This window comes from Rhodococcus chondri (genome assembly GCF_036327435.1).
Lineage (GTDB): Bacteria > Actinomycetota > Actinomycetes > Mycobacteriales > Mycobacteriaceae > Rhodococcus > Rhodococcus chondri.
In genome coordinates this window covers 1-17,248 of the sequence record NZ_JAUZMZ010000105.1, presented here as the reverse complement: position 1 = coordinate 17,248, position 17,248 = coordinate 1, and the positions used below count along the sequence as shown (strand labels likewise).

Genomic DNA, 17,248 nt, shown 5'->3' with positions numbered 1-17,248 from the left:
CCGACTGCCACCCCGACCCCGACCTCCACCCCGACCACGACCCCGTACTGGCCACGGAGTCTGAGGGCCGGTCCGAGCCCGGACCCGACGCGACCGTCCCGCCCACTTCGGCGGTGCCGCCGATTGTGACCGGAGCGCTGCCCAGGCGTCGCGACGACACCGCCTCACAGCGACCGGCCACCGCAGACGCAGCACCGGAGACGGACACCCTGGAGCGGCACGAACCCGCCGACGGCGGCGTGGTGCTCGCGGAGGCCGGCCCCCTCTGAATCCGGAGGAGCGCTAGGGCGAGAGAAGCTGGTTGATCTGGCTGCCCAGTTCGCGATCGACGGTGTCGAAATCGGTGATCGCGGTGACGCCGGGGAACTCGGTCTCCGGATCGGAGAACATCGCGTAGGTCTTGTCGCCGGTGAGGGTGTGCAGCAGAAAGCCGGTCAGCAGGGCGCGGGTGCGCTGCTGGGTGCGCCGCTCGGAACCGCCGATGCCGAGTGCGCCGAGAAGCCGGCGTCCCTCGACGAGACCGTCGTCGTTGGCCTTGTCGACAACGCGCAGCTGCACGTCGCCGCCCCATGCCTCGGCGACGGCGACCGCGTCGCTGTTCATCGATCCGAGGCTCTTCTCGCCGACGAGCACCAGGCCGGGGGCGTCGACACCGGGGGCCACCGAAGCGGCCGACGGCGAGGTGGGGGCGGGATAGAGGGCCGCGACCGCGGCCACGTCGCGCCGGCCGGCAGCCAGCACGGCCGCACCGGCGCCCATGCCGTGCCCGACGAATCCGAGCCGGTCCGGGTGCACGCTGATGCGTCCCGTACCCAGTCGCACCCCGGTGCAGATCTCGAGGGTCGTGTCGAGGTCGTTGGCGAGCCCGAGCGGTGAGGGCACCGGACCGCGTTCGGTGCCGGGCGCGCCCGCCACGATGCCCCACGAGGCGAGGTGTTCGAGAAGACCCGAGTACTTTCCGATGCCCGTAAGCCACCCGTGCGCGAACGCCACCGCCGGAAGATTGAACCCCTCGGCAGGGGTATAGACGACACCGGGTAGACCGGCGAGCGCCAGGTCGCCGCGCAGCACGCTGTGCGGACCGCGTTTGGAGAGCTCCTGAGCCAAGGATTTCGGGTTCGCAGCCACGGCGTGAACGTTAGCCGATCCAGGTGACGAATTGTTGTCGGCAGGTGACCGACCAGTACCCTGCTAACCATGTGCGGAATCGTGGGGTATGTCGGGCATCGTCGTGCTCTCGACGTCGTGGTGGAGGCACTGCGGCGTATGGAGTACCGCGGGTACGACTCGGCCGGAATCGCCATCCTCGACGGTCGTGGCGGCCTCGCCGTGGAGCGGAAGGCGGGCAGACTGGCGAATCTGGAAGCAGAGCTCGCCGAGGTCGGTGAGGAGCACTTCGCCGGTACCGCGGGGATGGGCCACACCAGGTGGGCGACCCATGGCCGGCCCACCGACCGCAATGCGCACCCTCACCGCGACGCCACCGGTCGCATCGCGGTCGTGCACAACGGCATCATCGAGAATTTCGCGCCGCTGCGTGAGGAACTCGAGAAGGCCGGAGTGGAGCTGGTCAGCGACACCGACACCGAGGTCGCCGTGCATCTCGTGGCGCGGGCGTACGCGGACGGCCCGACCGCGGGCGACTTCGTCGGCAGCGCTCGCAGCGTCCTGCGCCGCCTCGAGGGTGCGTTCACGCTCGTGTTCACGCACGCCGATCATCCCGGCACGATCATCGCCGCCCGCCGCTCGACACCGCTGGTGGTCGGGGTCGGCGACGGCGAGATGTTCATCGCCTCGGATGTGGCGGCATTCATCGAGTTCACCCGCGACGCGGTCGAGCTCGGCCAGGACCAGGTGGTGGTCATCACCGCAGACGGGTACGAGGTCACCGACTTCGACGGCAACACCGACGTGCCGACCCGCCCGTTCACCATCGACTGGGATCTGGCGGCCGCCGAGAAGGGCGGCCACGACTACTTCATGCTCAAGGAGATCGAGGAGCAGCCCGGCGCGGTCGCCGACACCCTGCTCGGGCATTTCGTCGACGGCCGGATCGTGCTCGACGAGCAGCGGTTGTCGGATCAGGAACTGCGCGACATCGACAAGGTGTTCGTCGTCGCGTGCGGTAGCTCCTACCACTCGGGTCTGGTCGCGAAGTACGCCATCGAGCATTGGACGCGGCTGCCCGTCGAGGTGGAGCTGGCCTCCGAGTTCCGGTACCGCGACCCGGTGCTGGACCGGTCGACGCTGGTGGTGGCGATCTCGCAGTCCGGGGAGACTGCCGACACGCTCGAGGCGGTGCGGCACGCGAAGGACCAGAAGGCGCGGGTGCTGGCGGTGTGCAACACCAACGGTGCCCAGATTCCCCGCGAGGCCGACGCGGTGCTCTATACCCGTACCGGCCCGGAGATCGGGGTCGCCTCGACCAAGGCGTTCCTCGCGCAGATGGCCGCGAACCTGCTGGTCGGGCTCGCGCTCGCGCAGGCGCGCGGCACCAAGTACCCGGACGAGGTGGCCCGCGAGTACGAGGATCTGGCCGCGATGCCCGACAAGATCGCGCAGTTGCTGACCGGGATGGAACCGGTCCGCAGGCTCGCGCGGGAGCTGGCGGACTCACCGGCGGTGCTGTTCCTGGGCCGGCACGTGGGCTACCCGGTCGCGCTCGAAGGGGCGCTCAAGCTCAAGGAACTGGCCTACATGCACGCCGAGGGCTTCGCCGCCGGTGAGCTCAAGCACGGCCCGATCGCGTTGATCGAGGACGGGCTGCCCGTCATCGTGGTGATGCCCTCGCCGAAGGGCCGGGCGGTGCTGCACAGCAAGCTGCTCAGCAACATCCGCGAGATCCAGGCCCGCGGCGCGGTGACCGTCGTCATCGCCGAGGAGGGCGACGAGACGGTGCGCCCGTTCGCCGACCACCTCATCGAGATTCCCGCCTCGCCGTCGCTGCTGCAGCCGCTGCTGTCCACCGTGCCGCTGCAGGTCTTCGCCGCCGAGGTCGCCCAGGCCCGCGGCTACGACGTCGACAAACCGCGCAACCTCGCCAAGTCCGTCACCGTCGAATAGGGCCCGGCAGCCGGACAGCCCACGCCGAGCACAGCGGAGGACCGATGCGCAGCTACTACTCGTGTGAGCAGGTGCGTGCCGCGGAGGCACCGCTGCTGGCGGCGTTGCCGGAGGGCACGCTCATGCGGCGGGCCGCGTACGGGCTGGCCGGTGTCGTGGCCGGTGAACTGCGTACCCGCACCGGGGCAGTGGCGGGACGACGGGTGAGTTTGCTTGTCGGCTCGGGAGACAACGGCGGCGATGCCCTGTGGGCGGGTGCGTTCCTGCGCAAGCGCGGTGTCGCGGTGACGGCCCTGCTGCTCGCGCCCGACAAGGCGCACCGCGCCGGACTCGAGGCATTGCGGTCCGCAGGTGGGCGGGCCGTATCGGCGGCTCCCCACCGGCTCGGCGACCCGGATCTCGTCCTCGACGGCATCGTCGGGATTTCCGGGCGTGGACCGCTGCGGCCGGCCGCCGCGGAACTTGTCGAGGCGATCACGGCCCCCGTCGTAGCCGTCGACACACCCAGCGGTGTCGATCCCGACACCGGTGCGGTCGACGGGCCCGCCGTGTCCGCGGATGTCACGGTCGCGTTCGGTGCCTACAAGCCGGTGCACGCACTGGCTGCCGCGAGGTGCGGGCGGGTCGAATTGGTCGACATCGGTCTGGAACTTCCTCCCGCCGATCTGGTCGCGGCAGAGCCCTCCGAGATCGGTGCGGTCTGGCCGGTGCCCGAGGCCGACGACGACAAGTACAGCCAGGGCGTGGTCGGAATCGTCGCCGGCAGCGACCGTTTCCCCGGTGCCGGAGTGCTGTGTTCCGGGGGTGCGGTCGCCGCAACGTCCGGCATGGTGCGATACGCGGGCAGTGCGGCAGCGCAGGTCCTGGCCCGCTACCCGGAGGTGGTGGCGGCGTCCTCGTTCGCCGCGGCCGGCCGGGCACAGGCCTGGGTCGTGGGCCCGGGTGGCGGCACGGACGACGAGGCCGCCCGCACCCTCCGGGAGGTGCTCTCCACCGATCTTCCGGTACTGGTCGACGCTGACGGGCTGACCGTGCTCGCCCGCGATCCGTCGCTGGTACGGCATCGTGCCGCGCCTACCCTGCTGACTCCGCACGCGGGAGAGTTCGCGCGGCTCACCGGTCACCGGCCCGAAACCGACCGGGTTGCCGCTGTGCGAGCGCTCGCCGCGGACTGGCAGGTACACGTGCTGCTCAAGGGGCGGGCCACGCTCATCGCCCGCCCGGACGGGCATGTGTTCGTGAACGATGCGGGCGGATCGTGGGCGTCGACAGCAGGCGCGGGAGACGTGCTGGCCGGCGTTGTGGGCGCGCTGATGTCGTCGGGTATGGCGCCCGATCTCGCGGCTGCAGCGGGCGCGCGGGCACACGCGCTCGCAGCGAATCTCGCTGCCCGCGGCGGCGCGGCCGCCGCACCGATCGCCGCGAGCGGTATCCAGGCACATCTGGGTGCCGCGGTGCGAATCCTGCGGGCGCACCTGCCCGAATCGTGATTCTCGACACGCGACCTACGAAAGGGGCCGGAACGGGACAGTGGCAGGATTATGGACTGTGACCACGGCCCGATCGACCCAGAACTCCGCACTCCGCTCCCTTCCACAGGCGGAGGCGGTGATCGATCTGACTGCGGTCGCCGACAATGTTCGTCGCCTCTGTGAGTTCGCCGGCGGTGCGGCGGTGATGGCGGTGGTCAAGGCCGACGCCTACAACCACGGGGTCCTTCCCGTAGCCCGCGCCGCCCTCGCCGCCGGGGCCCGCGAACTCGGTGTCACGACGCTCGGCGAGGCACTCGAGCTGCGCGCGGCGGGCATCGACGCGCCGATCCTGTCGTGGCTCCACACGGTCGACGCGGACTTCGCTCCCGCCATCGCCCAGGGAATCGAGATCGGAGTGTCGTCTCCACGGCACCTCGCTGCGGTCGTGGCAGCGGCCCGGGCGACCGGCGTGACCGCGATGGTCGCCGCCAAGGTCGACACCGGACTCAACCGGAACGGGATCGCGGGCAACGAGTGGGCGGACTTCGTGGATGACCTGGCCCGTGCGCAGGCAGAGGGGGCGGTGCAGCTGCGCGGGGTGTTCTCCCACCTCGCGCACGGCGACGAACCGGACCACCCGGGAAACGCCGAGCAACGCGATCGCCTCCGCGAAGCCGTGACGGATCTGCGTCGGAATTCGCTGACCCCGCAGGTGGTGCATCTGGCCAACTCCGCCGCTACTGTTACCCGCCCTGACCTGCGATTCGATATGGTTCGGCCGGGAATTGCGATATACGGGCTGACGCCGATCCCGGAGCTCGGAGATCTGGGGTTCCGGCCGGTGATGACACTGCGGACGAGGGTGGCGCTCGTGAAGAAGGTGACTGCAGGATCGGGGGTGTCCTACGGCCACCGCTGGGTGGCTCCGCGCGACACGATGGTGGCATTGCTGCCCGTCGGATACGCCGACGGTGTCCGCCGCAACCTCAGCGGACGCATCGAGGTGCAACTCGGTGGTCGCAGGTGTCCCCAGCTCGGCAGGGTGTGCATGGACCAGATCGTCGTCGACCTCGGTCCCGACGGCGGCGGAGTAAACGAGGGCGATTCCGCGTTGCTGTTTGGGGACGGTCGTCACGGAGAACCCGGCGCGCAGGACTGGGCTGCCATGCTGGACACGATCAACTACGAGATCGTTACCGGTGTGGGAGGACGCACCGTTCGCACCTATGTCGGTCGAGAAGGAGGCGGAGAGCGATGACTGTTCTGAGCAGAATGGGTCTGCTGGGTGCCAGTCTGCTGACGCTCGCGTCTTCTGCGGGTCTGTATGCGGTACGAACGGCCGGGATGCCTGCTCACGAGATCTACGGGGACGAGGACTTCGACGCGATCCTGCGTCTGCCCACGCGGATCGTCAACACCGAAGACGGCGTCCCGCTCGTGGTGCGCGAAGCCGGATCGTCCCTGTCGCCGATGACCGTCGTCTTCGTCCACGGCTACTGCCTGCGCATGCAATCCTGGCATCTGCAATACCGCCACCTGCAGGAACGGTGGGGACGCGATGTCCGGATGGTGTTCTACGACCAGCGGGGCCACGGCGAATCCGGCTCGTCGAATTCCCGATCATGCACCATTGCCCAGCTCGGCCGCGACCTCGGCAGTGTCATCGACGCGACCGCACCGCGCGGTCCCGTCGTCGTCGTCGGCCACTCGATGGGCGGAATGAGCGCCATCGCCCTCGCCGCGCAGCGCCCCGACCTGTTCGAGTCGCGCATCGTCGGTGTCGGGCTGCTGGCCACCACCGCGGCCGGACTCAGCAAGACCGGCATCGGACGCAACCTCGAGAACCCGGTGATCGACGCCTTCCGGTACGCCGCGCGTACCGCGCCCGGGTTCGTGCAGCACGCCCGAGGGATGGCGCGCGCAGTGGTGACACCGATCCTGCGGGCGGCTTCGTACGGGACGGTGGTCGCCCCACGCCTGGTCGAGCTGTCCGATCGAATGCTCGACGAGACGTCGGTGCTCACCATCGTGAATTTCCTTCGCACCCTCGAACTGCACGACGAGTCCGCAGCCCTTCCTGTTCTCGAGCGGGTTCCGACGCTCGTGCTGTGCGGCGACGCCGACATGGTGATCCCGTTCTCCAGTTCGGAAGAGCTGGCGGCTGCGCTGCCGGGCACCGAGCTCAAGCGTGTGCGGGGCGCCGGTCACCTCGTCCAGCTGGAATTTCCGGAGGTGGTCGACCGTGCGCTGGACCGGCTGATCCAGCGCGCCTTCGCTCATGATGTATCGAAGCGGCGGGCAGCCATTGTCTGAGATCGGCGAGGACGGCACCGGAGTCGCGCAACGCATCGAACTACCGACGGTCGAGGACACCGAAGCCTTCGGTCGGCGACTCGCATCGCAGCTGCATGCGGGCGATCTGGTGGTGCTCGACGGTCCCCTCGGGGCCGGCAAGACCGCGCTCACTCGCGGGATCGCCGCCGGTCTGGGGGTGCAGGGACGCGTGACATCGCCGACCTTCGTCATCGCTCGCGAACACCGCCCCGGACCCCGCGCCGACGGTGCTCCCGTCGGTCTCGTGCACGTCGACGCGTACCGGCTCGGAGATTCGCTCGACGAACTCGATGCCCTCGACCTCGACACCGACCTGACGGACACCGTCGTGGTCGTCGAGTGGGGTGAAGGTCTCGTCGAGCAGCTCACCGATCGGCACCTGCGCGTGCGGCTGCGCCGCGATCCCGAATCCGACGTGCGCAGAGCGGAGTGGGCCTGGGTGGGGTGACCGTCGGCTTCGGCGGGTACGCTGGGCAATCGTGCTCGTGCTCGCCGTCGATACCTCCACACCCGCCGTGACCTCCGGTCTCGTCCGTCTCCGCGACGACGGTGACGCCGCTCGGATCGAGACATTGGCCGTCCGGGTCACAGACAATCCTCGTGCGCACGCCGAGGTCCTCACTCCGCAGATCCTCGAATGCCTCACGGAGGCCGGGTACGCACCCGCAGACCTCGAGGCCGTCGTCGTCGGTGTCGGTCCCGGCCCGTTCACCGGCCTGCGGGTGGGAATGGCGACGGCGGCAGCGTTCGGCGACGCGCTCGGGATCCCCGTGTACGGGGTGTGCAGCCTCGATGCGATCGCCGCCGACGTCGAGCGTGACGGTACGGGCGAGGAGGGGAACCTGCTCGTCGTGACCGATGCGCGCCGCCGCGAGGTGTACTGGGCGCGCTACGTGGCCGGTTGCCGGGTGGAGGGTCCTGCAGTTCACAAACCGGCCGAGGTCACCGCGGAGCCCTCGGTGCGGGTCGCCGGGTCGCCGGCACATACCGGATTGTTCGACCTGCCGGCGGTGGCGGTGCACACTCCGTCTGTCGCGGGTCTGGTTTCGGTCGCCGCCGACCGGCTGCACGCTCGCGAGGTACCCGAACCGCTGGTTCCGCTGTACCTGCGCCGGCCCGACGCCGTGGCGACCGCGGATCGCCGGAAATGAGCGTGCTCATCGACGCGCTTCGCTCCGACGACGTGCAGCGGTGCGCAGAACTCGAGCGAAGTCTGTTTCCGGGCGACGATCCGTGGAGTGCGGATGCTTTCCGTGCCGAGTTGTCGTCGCCGCACAATTACTACATTGCCGCGCGGAGCGAGGGACGGCTCGTCGGCTACGCCGGTCTCGCACGCCTGGGCACCGGAATGGACCCCGAATCGGAGGTCCACACGATCGGCGTCGACCCGGACGTGCGGCGCTGCGGGATCGGCAGCGCGTTGCTCGCCGAACTCCTGCGCGCTGCCGATCGCTGGGGCGGCCCGGTGTTCCTCGAGGTCCGCACCGACAACGATGCCGCGATCGCGCTCTACCGCCGCGAAGGTTTCGAAACCGTCGGTACCAGAAAACGTTATTACCAGCCGAGCGGCGCAGACGCGTACACGATGCGCCGGCCGGATCGGCGAGAGGAGCGGGAAAGATGACCCGGGTTTCCGGTGGCATGACCGTAATGGGGATCGAGAGCTCATGCGACGAAACCGGGGTCGGGATCGTCCGGTGGGTCGGCGACGGGACTCTCGAGTTGCTCGCAGACGAGGTCGCTTCCAGCGTCGACGAGCACGCCCGGTTCGGAGGTGTGGTCCCCGAGATCGCCTCCCGCGCACACCTCGAGGAGATGGTTCCGACCATGCGTCGCGCGCTCGCGGCAGCGGGTATCGCGAAACCGGACGCCGTGTGCGTCACGATCGGGCCCGGGCTCGCGGGTGCGCTGTTGGTCGGTGCGGCTGCGGCGAAGGCGTACGCGGCGGCATGGGACGTCCCGTTCTACGCGATCAATCACCTGGCCGGGCATGTCGCGGTCGACACCCTCGAGCACGGCCCGATGCCGCCGTGTGTGGCACTGCTCGTCTCGGGTGGGCACACGCATCTGCTGCACGTCGAAGACATCGGAAAGCCGATCGTCGAACTCGGTACGACGGTGGACGATGCTGCGGGCGAAGCCTTCGACAAGGTCGCGCGGCTACTGGGGCTGGGATATCCGGGGGGCCCGGAAATCGATCGGATGGCGCGCGAGGGCGACCGGACCGCGGTGGTTTTCCCGCGTGGGATGACCGGGCCGCGCGACGCGCGTCACGACTTCTCCTTCTCGGGTCTGAAAACGGCTGTGGCACGGTTCGTCGAGGCGAAACAGCGGGCCGGTGATCCGGTTCCTGTCGCCGATGTGGCGGCCGGCTTCCAGGAAGCTGTTGCCGACGTGTTGACGATGAAGGCGGTCCGTGCCGCCGGAGATGTCGGTGTCGACACTCTCGTGCTCGGTGGGGGTGCCACCGCCAACACCCGGTTGCGTGAGCTGGCCGAGGAACGTTGCGCCGCTGCCGGCCTGACCTTGCGGGTGCCGCGTCCGAGGTTGTGCACCGACAACGGGGTCATGATTGCTGCGCTGGGGGCGCACCTCATCGCGGGTGGGGCGCAGCCGTCGCCGCTCACCGTAGTGACCGACCCCGGTCTTCCGGTGTCGGTGTCCCAGGTTCCGGCCTGAGCGGCGCGGGTCGGGTCGATCGGCGCTTGCGTCTCAGATCGGGCCGTCGAGCGTAGTGCTGTCGAGCGTCGTGCCCGTGACGGTGGGGTACCCGGTCGTGGTGGTCGACGGCGGCGCCGCCGACTGCGATGTCGTGGTGGGGGGCACCGTCGGAGACGGTGCGAGAGATGAGGTCTCGGTGCTCGGCGCAGGCGTTGTCGTCCCGGTCGGCTCGGGCGTGTCGGAGGGATCCGTCGGATCGGTGGGTGTGGTCGGGCCCGCCGGATCGGTCGGATCCGGTTGCGGGGGGTCCGTCCGAATCGGCTCGGATGGCATGACGAACGGCAGGGTCGGATCGCCGTCTTCCGTGGTCTCGGGAGTGAGCATCGAACCCGGTGTCGGCACCTGGTCGATCGGTGTCGGAGTCACTGTCGGTCGAGGCATCTCGGAGGTGCGCGTATCGCGGTGCGGGGATCTCGTGGTGGTCGACAGCGGAAGCGGCGCGGTGTAGCTGTCGTCCGGGGTGCGTGTGTCGACCGAAGAGGAGCCCGGGTCGCGCGACGGAATCCGGGTTTCGGTGGGCGCCGGCGGATCTTGTTCCGTGGGCACTGTCCCGTAGGTACCGGCGGGGGACACCGGCGGGTTGTTGGGGGGTGGGGTGAACCGTTCCATGGCGAAGCCGGCGATGATCGCGGCTACCACCAATGCGACGGCGACCGCGCCCGGCATGCGTGAGCCGGACCGTGTCTCCGTGACTCCGACGAGGGGAAAGCCCGAGATTTCAGGAGAACCGCCGAGCAGCGCAGCGCCTTGCGCTGCCGCGGACGCGGGTTCGGGCACGGTCACGACGGGACCGTCGAAGGTATCCCCTAGTGCGGCGGCGAGCGACGGCATGCCCGCAGCGCCTCCGAGCAGGGTCAGCGACCCAGGGCGGGGTAGCGCCCCGCGGCAGACCTGCTGCACGAATTCCGCGGCGGTCACGGCAAGGTCGGCGGTGAGAGTGTCGAGGTCGGCTCGGTTCAGCGTCACCGATGTCTCGGGACCCGCTTCGCCGATGTCGATCCGGGCCGTGTCGGCGGTTGTGAGAACTTCCTGTGCGCCCTGGCAGCGTGCTGCGAGCAGGACGGGATCGATCTGCATGCGGGTGCGCATGCGGTCCGTGGCGCGCCGGACATGGCCGTAGATGCGTGACCCCAGGATTTCTCCGCTGATCTCGGTGGTCCGTGAGGATCGCAGGACCGTGCCCGACCTGTGGTCGAGAACCGAAACGGTCATGCCGGATGCGCCGACGTCGGCGATGGCGGCGGCGCCGGTCGGGACGGGAGTCTCCAGGCTGCGCAGGAAAGCCGACAGCGCGGTCGTTTCGGGAACGAGGCGAACGAGCTGTCCCTCTCGCACTGCGGCGGCCCGAATCGCGTCGGCCTGCTCGTCGGTGCGGTACGCGACGGTGATGGTCTCCGGCTTGGGATGATCGTCGATCCGCGTGGTGAGTGAGATTGCGTCGAAGACGAGATCGCCGAGGTCGCGATGCTGGTCGGGTTCGAGCGCCAGACGCCGATACTCGGTGTGGCGGCCGACGGCTGTATCGACGATCGAAGCCGAGCCGACACCGGATGCTCCGACGGAGATCCCTAGCGACGTGGGCATGGTTTACCTCTCGTGCGCGATCATCGAACCCCGGAGCGCCTGGTCTGCACCCCCTTAGGTCACCGAATGATAACGCTCTCGATTTCCGTTATCCAACCGTAACATGGAAGGCGTGAGGTTCGCTCTGAGCGGACGCGGACGGGTAAGCAGACGTTGCTCTTGAGCGCTGGCACTCGCATGTATAGAGTGCTAGTGACACCGAGCGTTGGCCCGGCACCCGCGACGACGGGGCGGCGCGCGGAGTCACCGTGGTGACTGAACAATCCCGAGTCCGAGGACGTCCTGAGCCTCGGACCCAAATACCCCTGAAAGTGGAGGGCTCATCGTGGCGAGCGTGAACATCAAGCCGCTCGAGGACAAGATCCTCGTCCAGGCCAACGAGGCCGAGACGACGACTGCCTCCGGCCTCGTCATCCCGGATACGGCGAAGGAAAAGCCCCAGGAGGGCACCGTCGTCGCTGTCGGCCCGGCCGCTGGGACGAAGATGGCGACAAGCGCATCCCGCTCGACGTCAAGGAAGGCGACGTCGTCATCTACAGCAAGTACGGCGGAACCGAGATCAAGTACGCCGGCGAGGAGTACCTGATCCTCTCGGCTCGCGACGTCCTGGCTGTCGTCGCAAAGTAAGCCGCGAACATTCCGCCCCGGAGTCCCGTAATCGGACCCGGGGCGGAGTCCGTTGTGGAACATACGAGTCCAGGAGTAGTCGCAGAAAATGTCCAAGCAAATCGAGTTCAACGAGACCGCGCGCCGAGCACTCGAACGCGGTGTCGACCAGCTCGCCGACGCCGTCAAGGTCACCCTCGGGCCGCGGGGGCGGCACGTCGTCCTGGCCAAGGCGTTCGGTGGTCCGACGGTGACCAACGACGGCGTCAGCATCGCCCGTGAGATCGATCTGGAAGATCCGTTCGAGAACCTCGGTGCCCAGCTCGTCAAGAGTGTCGCGACCAAGACCAACGATGTCGCAGGTGACGGCACCACGACCGCGACCGTGCTCGCCCAGGCTCTCATCAAGGCCGGGCTCAAGAATGTCGCAGCGGGTGCGAACCCGATCTCCCTCGGTATCGGCATCTCCAAGGGCGCCGACAAGGTGTGCGAGGCCCTGATTGCCGCTGCGATCCCGGTCGAGGGCAAGAACGCCATCGCGCAGGTCGCGACCGTCTCCTCGCGTGACGCGGAGATCGGCGAGATGGTGGGAGAGGCGCTCACCCGGGTCGGTGAGAACGGTGTCGTGACCGTCGAGGAATCGTCCACCCTTCACACCGAACTCGTCGTGACCGAAGGCGTGCAGTTCGACAAGGGCTACCTGTCGCCGTACTTCGTCACCGATGTCGATTCGCAGGAGGCCGTGCTCGAGGACGCCCTCGTGCTGCTCTACCGCGAGAAGATCAGCTCGCTGCCGGACTTCCTGCCGCTGCTCGAGAAGATTGCAGAATCGGGCAAGCCGGTCCTCATCATCGCGGAGGATATCGACGGCGAGCCACTGTCCACCCTGGTGGTCAACGCTATCCGCAAGACGCTCAAGGCCGTTGCCGTCAAGGCGCCCTACTTCGGTGATCGGCGTAAGGCATTCCTCGACGACCTCGCCGTCGTGACCGCGGGCACCGTGATCAACTCCGATCTGGGCCTGACGCTCAAGGAGGCCGGCCTCGACCTGCTGGGCTCGGCGCGTCGCGTTGTGGTCACGAAGGACACCACCACGATCGTCGACGGTGCGGGCACGGCCGAGGACATCGAGTCGCGCGCCGCTCAGCTGCGTCGTGAGATCGAGGCCACCGATTCCGATTGGGACCGCGAAAAGCTCGAGGAGCGGCTGGCCAAGCTCGCGGGCGGTGTCGCGGTCATCCGCGTCGGCGCAGCCACCGAGACCGACCTCAAGGAACGCAAGTTCCGCGTCGAGGATGCGGTCAACGCCGCGAAGGCGGCCATCGAAGAAGGCATCGTCTCGGGTGGTGGTTCCGCACTCGTCCAGGCGTCCACTGTGCTCACCGAACTCGAGGACTCGCTGTCCGGTGACGAGGCAACGGGCGTGGCCGTGCTCCGTTCGGCCCTCACGGCGCCGCTCTACTGGATTGCGTCCAACGCCGGTCTCGACGGATCCGTGGTCGTCGGACACGTGGTGGAAGGCACCCGCGGACACGGCTTCAACGCGGCGACCCTCACGTACGGCGATCTGATCGACGACGGTGTCATCGATCCGGTGAAGGTCACGCGCTCGGCTGTGGTCAACGCCGCGTCGGTCGCGCGCATGGTCCTCACCACCGAGAGCGCCATCGTCGACAAGCGTGAGGAAGAAGCCGACGCCGGTCACGGCCACGGGCACGCCCACTAGACACGGGTATCCCGGTCCGGTCCGGACCTCATGACAAAAGCCCCGCGCGGAGTCTTCCGCGCGGGGCTTCGTCGTTGCCGGACCTGCTCACATCCGTTCCGGTCGCGACGGGGATGTCGGGCCGCGCCTCACACGGCGACCTTCCGTCGGCGATGCCGCGCGTACATTTCGCGCTCGGTCTCGGACATACCGCCCCAGATCCCGTAGGGCTCGGCTACGGCGAGTGCATGCTCCCGGCACTGTGTGAGGACGGGGCAGCTGCGGCACAGCTCCTTTGCGCGGCTTTCACGCTGAGCGCGAGCGCGCCCCCGCTCTCCGTCGGGATGAAAGAACATGGAGGACTCCGCACCGCGACACCGGCCGTGCATCTGCCAGTCCCAGAGGTCCGCATTGGGCCCGGGCAGGTGGTGTGGTGCAGGCATATAGCACTCCTTTGCAGCGTGCTCGCATCTGATGGCGAGCGAACCGTGGTGCGGAAAGTGATTCCGTCCGCGTCCCAATCTAAACGTTGAAGCTCGTTCACAGTAAAAGCGGGTACGAATTCCCGTCAATACTTTTCTTACGTGGGCAAGTCCATAACAGGAAAAGCAAGAGTTAACCGACGAAATATTTACTTTGAGCCGGCCGCATGATTGGCTATGACCCGGGCTGTGCCCGATTTCCCAGAACGCCGAACCGGCCGAGGGTCTGCGGTTGACTCCATGAGCTGCACCTATGATGCAGAAACTCCTTTCTTGTTCACTGTTCGTTGTCCCTTTGTGTTCCCAGAAGTCGCGACGGTAAACATGCAAACTGCATGTATTTCATTAACAATGCGTTAAACCGGATGTTCAAGTTCTCGAATTGGACGCTTGTCCTGTTCATTCTTCGGGAGTTCTTGCGCGGTGGGTGCGTATTTCTCGCCGACCGGATGCCGTGGTGTTACCACGAGGCGTGGATGCGATGATTCCCGGGTGCCGCGACCAAGTGAAACACCGCAGGACATTCCCGCCCCGCCGGGCGTACTCGCCGACGCGGCTCTCGGAACCAGTCCGGGCTTGCACCCCTTGCCTGCGGCTCGGAGCGGTGAGGAACAGTGGCTGCGCGCGGTGGCGCTGGGCGGGCAGGGTTATTACAGCGCCGCCCGCGCCGAGTTGGCGCGATTCCGGCGCGTCACCGGCCCGGACGGCGCATGGGCCTCCCTTGCGGCGAGTACCGAAGCTTCCCTGTGGCGTCAGCTGGGTCGGCATCGGCAAGCTGCGACATTCGACGGGCGGGCGCTCGCGCTTGCTGCGGGGGCCCGCACCGGACGCAACGTGGCTGCGCACGACGTGGCAACCATCCGCCGGCTCTCCGAAGCCGAATGCGACGCACTTACCGGATTGGCCGCGGACGCGCTCGGATGTGGTCGGCTCGCCCTCTCCCGACGGTTACTGGACCGTTGTGCGTATCGGCTGAGCGAGTCCGAAAGGCCTGGATCCGACGGTGTTCCGATGCTGCGACAGCGAATTCGTCACGCATGGGTCACCGCGGAGACGGCACTGGCGTCCGGCGACTTCGAGTCCGCCTGCAGCGCCGCCGCCCGCGCCGCCGAGGATGCCCGCGCCTACGGATCGGTGCGACACCAGGTGAAATCCGACCTGTTGAGGGCGGCCGCTCTCACCGGCGATGCGGATCCCGCTCCGGCGCTGGCGCTCGCGGGTGAGGTGGCCGACCGAGCGGCGTATCACGGACTCGTTCCGCTTCGGTGGGCGGCGGCGATGCTCGTCACCGGCTTGACACAAGACGAGGGGGCGACGGCTGTGCGTGACGAGTGCGCGGCGCTGGTGAGACATCGCGGTGGCCTATTGACAACGATCCGACCGTAATTCGGTGCGGGGTGCCCTCGGTCTGTCGGGCGGGGTCGTTAGTCTTGAGGTGTTCCACTGCCAGGTGGAAGCACGCCCGGCCCGGGGGAAGTGCCACTTGTAACGTCAGGACATGCGCAATCGATGACTGTTATGGGTGAGGAGTTGGACTCCGCCGTTGCTGCGGCTGCGCAGGGCGATCGGGCTGCTCTCGCTCGAGTTCTAGCAGGAGTTCGGCCCTTGGTCGTTCGGTATTGCCGAGCACGGGTCGGATCTGCGGAGCGCGGCCAGCTCTCCGCAGACGACGTTGCGCAGGAGGTGTGCCTGGCTGTGATGACTGCTTTACCGCGGTATCAGGACCAGGGGCGCCCCTTCATGGCGTTCGTCTACGGCATTGCTGCTCACAAGGTTGCAGACGCGCACCGCAGTGCCGCCCGGAATCGGGCGGATCCGGTCGCAGATGTTCCCGAGGTGATGTCGCTGGACGACAGCCCGGAGGAGTACGCACTCAACTCGGAGACGAGTCGGCAGATGAAACAGCTGCTCGGCACGCTTCCCGAGAAGCAGCGCGAAATCCTCGTGCTGCGTCTGGTGATGGGGTTGTCGGCCGAAGAGACGGCCGCCGCGGTCGGCAGTACCGCAGGTGCGATACGAGTGGCTCAGCATCGAGCCATTGCCAAGTTGAAGAAGGAAGTGACGAGGGCAGGTGAGCGGAATGGGTAGAAAGCGCGACTCGGGGGACTACGCCGAAGATCTCCCCGACGACGGCACCCCCGTGGACATCGCCGCAGTACGCCGCGATGACGCCCTCATCGATGCGATCTCGGGCGATGGACCGGTAGAAACGCGATCTGCCGAGGAATACGAACTCGCCACACTGCTCGCCGGTTGGCGCGCGGAGATTCTGGCCGAGCCGCTCCCTGCGGGGCCTGATCTCGACGAGGTCGTCGCCGCGGTCAATCGCGAACTCGGTGCGCGTGAGTCCCTCGCGACTCGGCGTGTTCGATCGAAGACTCAGCTCAGACTCCTCCGCCCGATCGCCGGGGCGGCAGCGCTCATCGTGGCCGCTCTCGGGGGTGCTGCGGCCGTCTCCTACAGTGCCGAACCCGGCGACCCCTTGTGGGGCGTGAAATCGGTGGTGTTCAGCGAGCAGGCCGAGTCGACCGTCGCGCGGATCGACACGACGTCGACGCTTCAGCAGGCCGAACAGATGATCGCCGACGGAAACACCACGGGCGCTCAGGAGCTGCTGGAATCGGCCGAGGCGCGGTCCACAGCTGTCATCGACGCCGGTCAACGCGACGAACTGGGTGACTGGCTGCAGCGGCTCTCCAGCGAACTGAACCAGCTGGGGCTCCCGAGCCTGCCTCCTCCACCCCCGATCTTCCCGCCCCCGCCGCCCCCGCCCGTGCTTCCGACCCTCGCTCCGGCCGCGCCGCCGGCACCGCAGGAGCCGCAGGCTCCCGGCACTCCGCCGGCGACCGTCGTTCCCCCCGTCTCGTCGCCCGACGGTTCGCCGATACCGGCACCGGCACCGGCACCGACTTCGCCGGCACCGTCCCCGGTGGATCCTACGATTCTCGACGCGCCGCCCCCCACCGAAGCACCGACGACCAGTCCGGCGCCTGCTCCGGAGACGAACACGGGTACACCCCCGCCGACGCAGTCCACCGTCACGACGGTGCCGCAACCGCCGACGACGACTGCGTCGGCATCGGACACCGCGTCGACCACGCAGGACCAATCGATTACCCGGAGTGTCGAGACCGCTCCGAGTTCCTGACTCCGGTCAGGCGGAGAGACAACCGCTACGAAGTAAGGGCCCGACAGCATCGCTGGCGGGCCCTTACTTCGTTGCGGCGGTTCGGAGGGGTCGGGACTCGAAGCCGTACGGATCGGCGGGCAGGGCCTCGTTC

The 17,248-nt window shown here is 68.1% G+C and carries 15 protein-coding genes and 2 pseudogenes; 14 read left to right on the top strand and 3 right to left on the bottom strand.

The window, feature by feature from the left end; translation table 11 throughout:
- Window positions 1–269, top strand: a pseudogene (locus Q8814_RS17470) (hypothetical protein); the annotation flags it as partial.
- A gap of 13 nt (window positions 270–282) precedes the next feature.
- Here Q8814_RS17470 and Q8814_RS17465 read toward each other — a convergent pair.
- A complete protein-coding gene (locus tag Q8814_RS17465; protein ID WP_330153276.1) occupies window positions 283–1,128 on the bottom strand; it encodes a dienelactone hydrolase family protein in 846 nt (281 codons plus the stop codon).
- Between the two features lie 69 nt (window positions 1,129–1,197).
- Between Q8814_RS17465 and glmS the strand changes: the two genes are divergently transcribed.
- Genes glmS through tsaD form a run of 8 tightly spaced genes read left to right on the top strand, consistent with a single transcriptional unit; the run spans window position 1,198 to window position 9,548 of the window.
- Entirely contained in the window at window positions 1,198–3,063 is a 1,866-nt protein-coding gene (glmS, locus tag Q8814_RS17460) for a glutamine--fructose-6-phosphate transaminase (isomerizing) (protein WP_330153275.1), read from the top strand.
- A 44-nt stretch (window positions 3,064–3,107) separates the two neighbouring features.
- On the top strand, window positions 3,108–4,553 hold the full coding sequence (locus Q8814_RS17455) for an NAD(P)H-hydrate dehydratase (RefSeq protein WP_330153274.1): 1,446 nt from the start codon (window positions 3,108–3,110) through the stop codon (window positions 4,551–4,553).
- A 58-nt stretch (window positions 4,554–4,611) separates the two neighbouring features.
- Window positions 4,612–5,793, top strand: coding sequence for an alanine racemase (gene alr / locus Q8814_RS17450; RefSeq protein ID WP_330153273.1), 1,182 nt, complete (start codon window positions 4,612–4,614; stop codon window positions 5,791–5,793).
- Window positions 5,790–6,848, top strand: coding sequence for an alpha/beta fold hydrolase (locus Q8814_RS17445; RefSeq protein ID WP_330153272.1), 1,059 nt, complete (start codon window positions 5,790–5,792; stop codon window positions 6,846–6,848). The genes alr and Q8814_RS17445 overlap by 4 nt, the downstream gene beginning before the upstream one ends.
- Window positions 6,817–7,317 (top strand): tRNA (adenosine(37)-N6)-threonylcarbamoyltransferase complex ATPase subunit type 1 TsaE, encoded by a 501-nt coding sequence (gene tsaE / locus Q8814_RS17440; RefSeq protein WP_408015924.1) that lies wholly within the window; start codon window positions 6,817–6,819, stop codon window positions 7,315–7,317. Before Q8814_RS17445 ends, tsaE begins: the two co-directional genes overlap by 32 nt.
- Window positions 7,318–7,348: 31 nt before the next feature.
- Window positions 7,349–8,020 carry a tRNA (adenosine(37)-N6)-threonylcarbamoyltransferase complex dimerization subunit type 1 TsaB gene (tsaB, locus tag Q8814_RS17435; RefSeq protein WP_330153270.1) on the top strand — a complete coding sequence of 224 codons (672 nt, stop codon included), beginning with the start codon at window positions 7,349–7,351 and terminating at the stop codon, window positions 8,018–8,020.
- Window positions 8,017–8,493: a ribosomal protein S18-alanine N-acetyltransferase gene (gene rimI, locus Q8814_RS17430; RefSeq protein ID WP_330153269.1), complete on the top strand. Its 477-nt coding sequence runs from the start codon at window positions 8,017–8,019 to the stop codon at window positions 8,491–8,493. Before tsaB ends, rimI begins: the two co-directional genes overlap by 4 nt.
- 17 nt (window positions 8,494–8,510) lie before the next feature.
- Complete coding sequence (gene tsaD, locus Q8814_RS17425) at window positions 8,511–9,548, top strand: tRNA (adenosine(37)-N6)-threonylcarbamoyltransferase complex transferase subunit TsaD (protein ID WP_330153277.1); 1,038 nt, start codon at window positions 8,511–8,513, stop codon at window positions 9,546–9,548.
- Between the two features lie 33 nt (window positions 9,549–9,581).
- On the opposite strand, the gene Q8814_RS17420 is transcribed toward tsaD, so the two are convergent.
- The gene (locus tag Q8814_RS17420; RefSeq protein WP_330153268.1) at window positions 9,582–11,174 is read right to left on the bottom strand and encodes an Hsp70 family protein; all 1,593 of its coding nucleotides are present in this window, start codon (window positions 11,172–11,174) and stop codon (window positions 9,582–9,584) included.
- Between the two features lie 325 nt (window positions 11,175–11,499).
- Here Q8814_RS17420 and groES point away from each other — a divergent pair.
- Window positions 11,500–11,801: pseudogene (groES, locus tag Q8814_RS17415) on the top strand (co-chaperone GroES).
- An 88-nt stretch (window positions 11,802–11,889) separates the two neighbouring features.
- Window positions 11,890–13,506, top strand: coding sequence for a chaperonin GroEL (gene groL, locus Q8814_RS17410; protein WP_330153267.1), 1,617 nt, complete (start codon window positions 11,890–11,892; stop codon window positions 13,504–13,506).
- A gap of 128 nt (window positions 13,507–13,634) precedes the next feature.
- Here the strand turns inward: groL and Q8814_RS17405 are convergent, their stop codons facing one another.
- The gene (locus Q8814_RS17405) at window positions 13,635–13,928 is read right to left on the bottom strand and encodes a WhiB family transcriptional regulator (protein ID WP_330153266.1); all 294 of its coding nucleotides are present in this window, start codon (window positions 13,926–13,928) and stop codon (window positions 13,635–13,637) included.
- Window positions 13,929–14,459: 531 nt separating this feature from the next.
- Here Q8814_RS17405 and Q8814_RS17400 point away from each other — a divergent pair.
- The 3 genes from Q8814_RS17400 to Q8814_RS17390 all read left to right on the top strand — a co-directional run bounded on the left by Q8814_RS17400 (window position 14,460) and on the right by Q8814_RS17390 (window position 17,115).
- On the top strand, window positions 14,460–15,353 hold the full coding sequence (locus tag Q8814_RS17400; protein ID WP_330153265.1) for a hypothetical protein: 894 nt from the start codon (window positions 14,460–14,462) through the stop codon (window positions 15,351–15,353).
- A gap of 123 nt (window positions 15,354–15,476) precedes the next feature.
- Window positions 15,477–16,055: a sigma-70 family RNA polymerase sigma factor gene (locus Q8814_RS17395; protein ID WP_330153264.1), complete on the top strand. Its 579-nt coding sequence runs from the start codon at window positions 15,477–15,479 to the stop codon at window positions 16,053–16,055.
- Complete coding sequence (locus Q8814_RS17390; protein WP_330153263.1) at window positions 16,048–17,115, top strand: anti-sigma-D factor RsdA; 1,068 nt, start codon at window positions 16,048–16,050, stop codon at window positions 17,113–17,115. The genes Q8814_RS17395 and Q8814_RS17390 overlap by 8 nt, the downstream gene beginning before the upstream one ends.
- The last annotated feature ends 133 nt before the right edge of the window (window positions 17,116–17,248 follow it).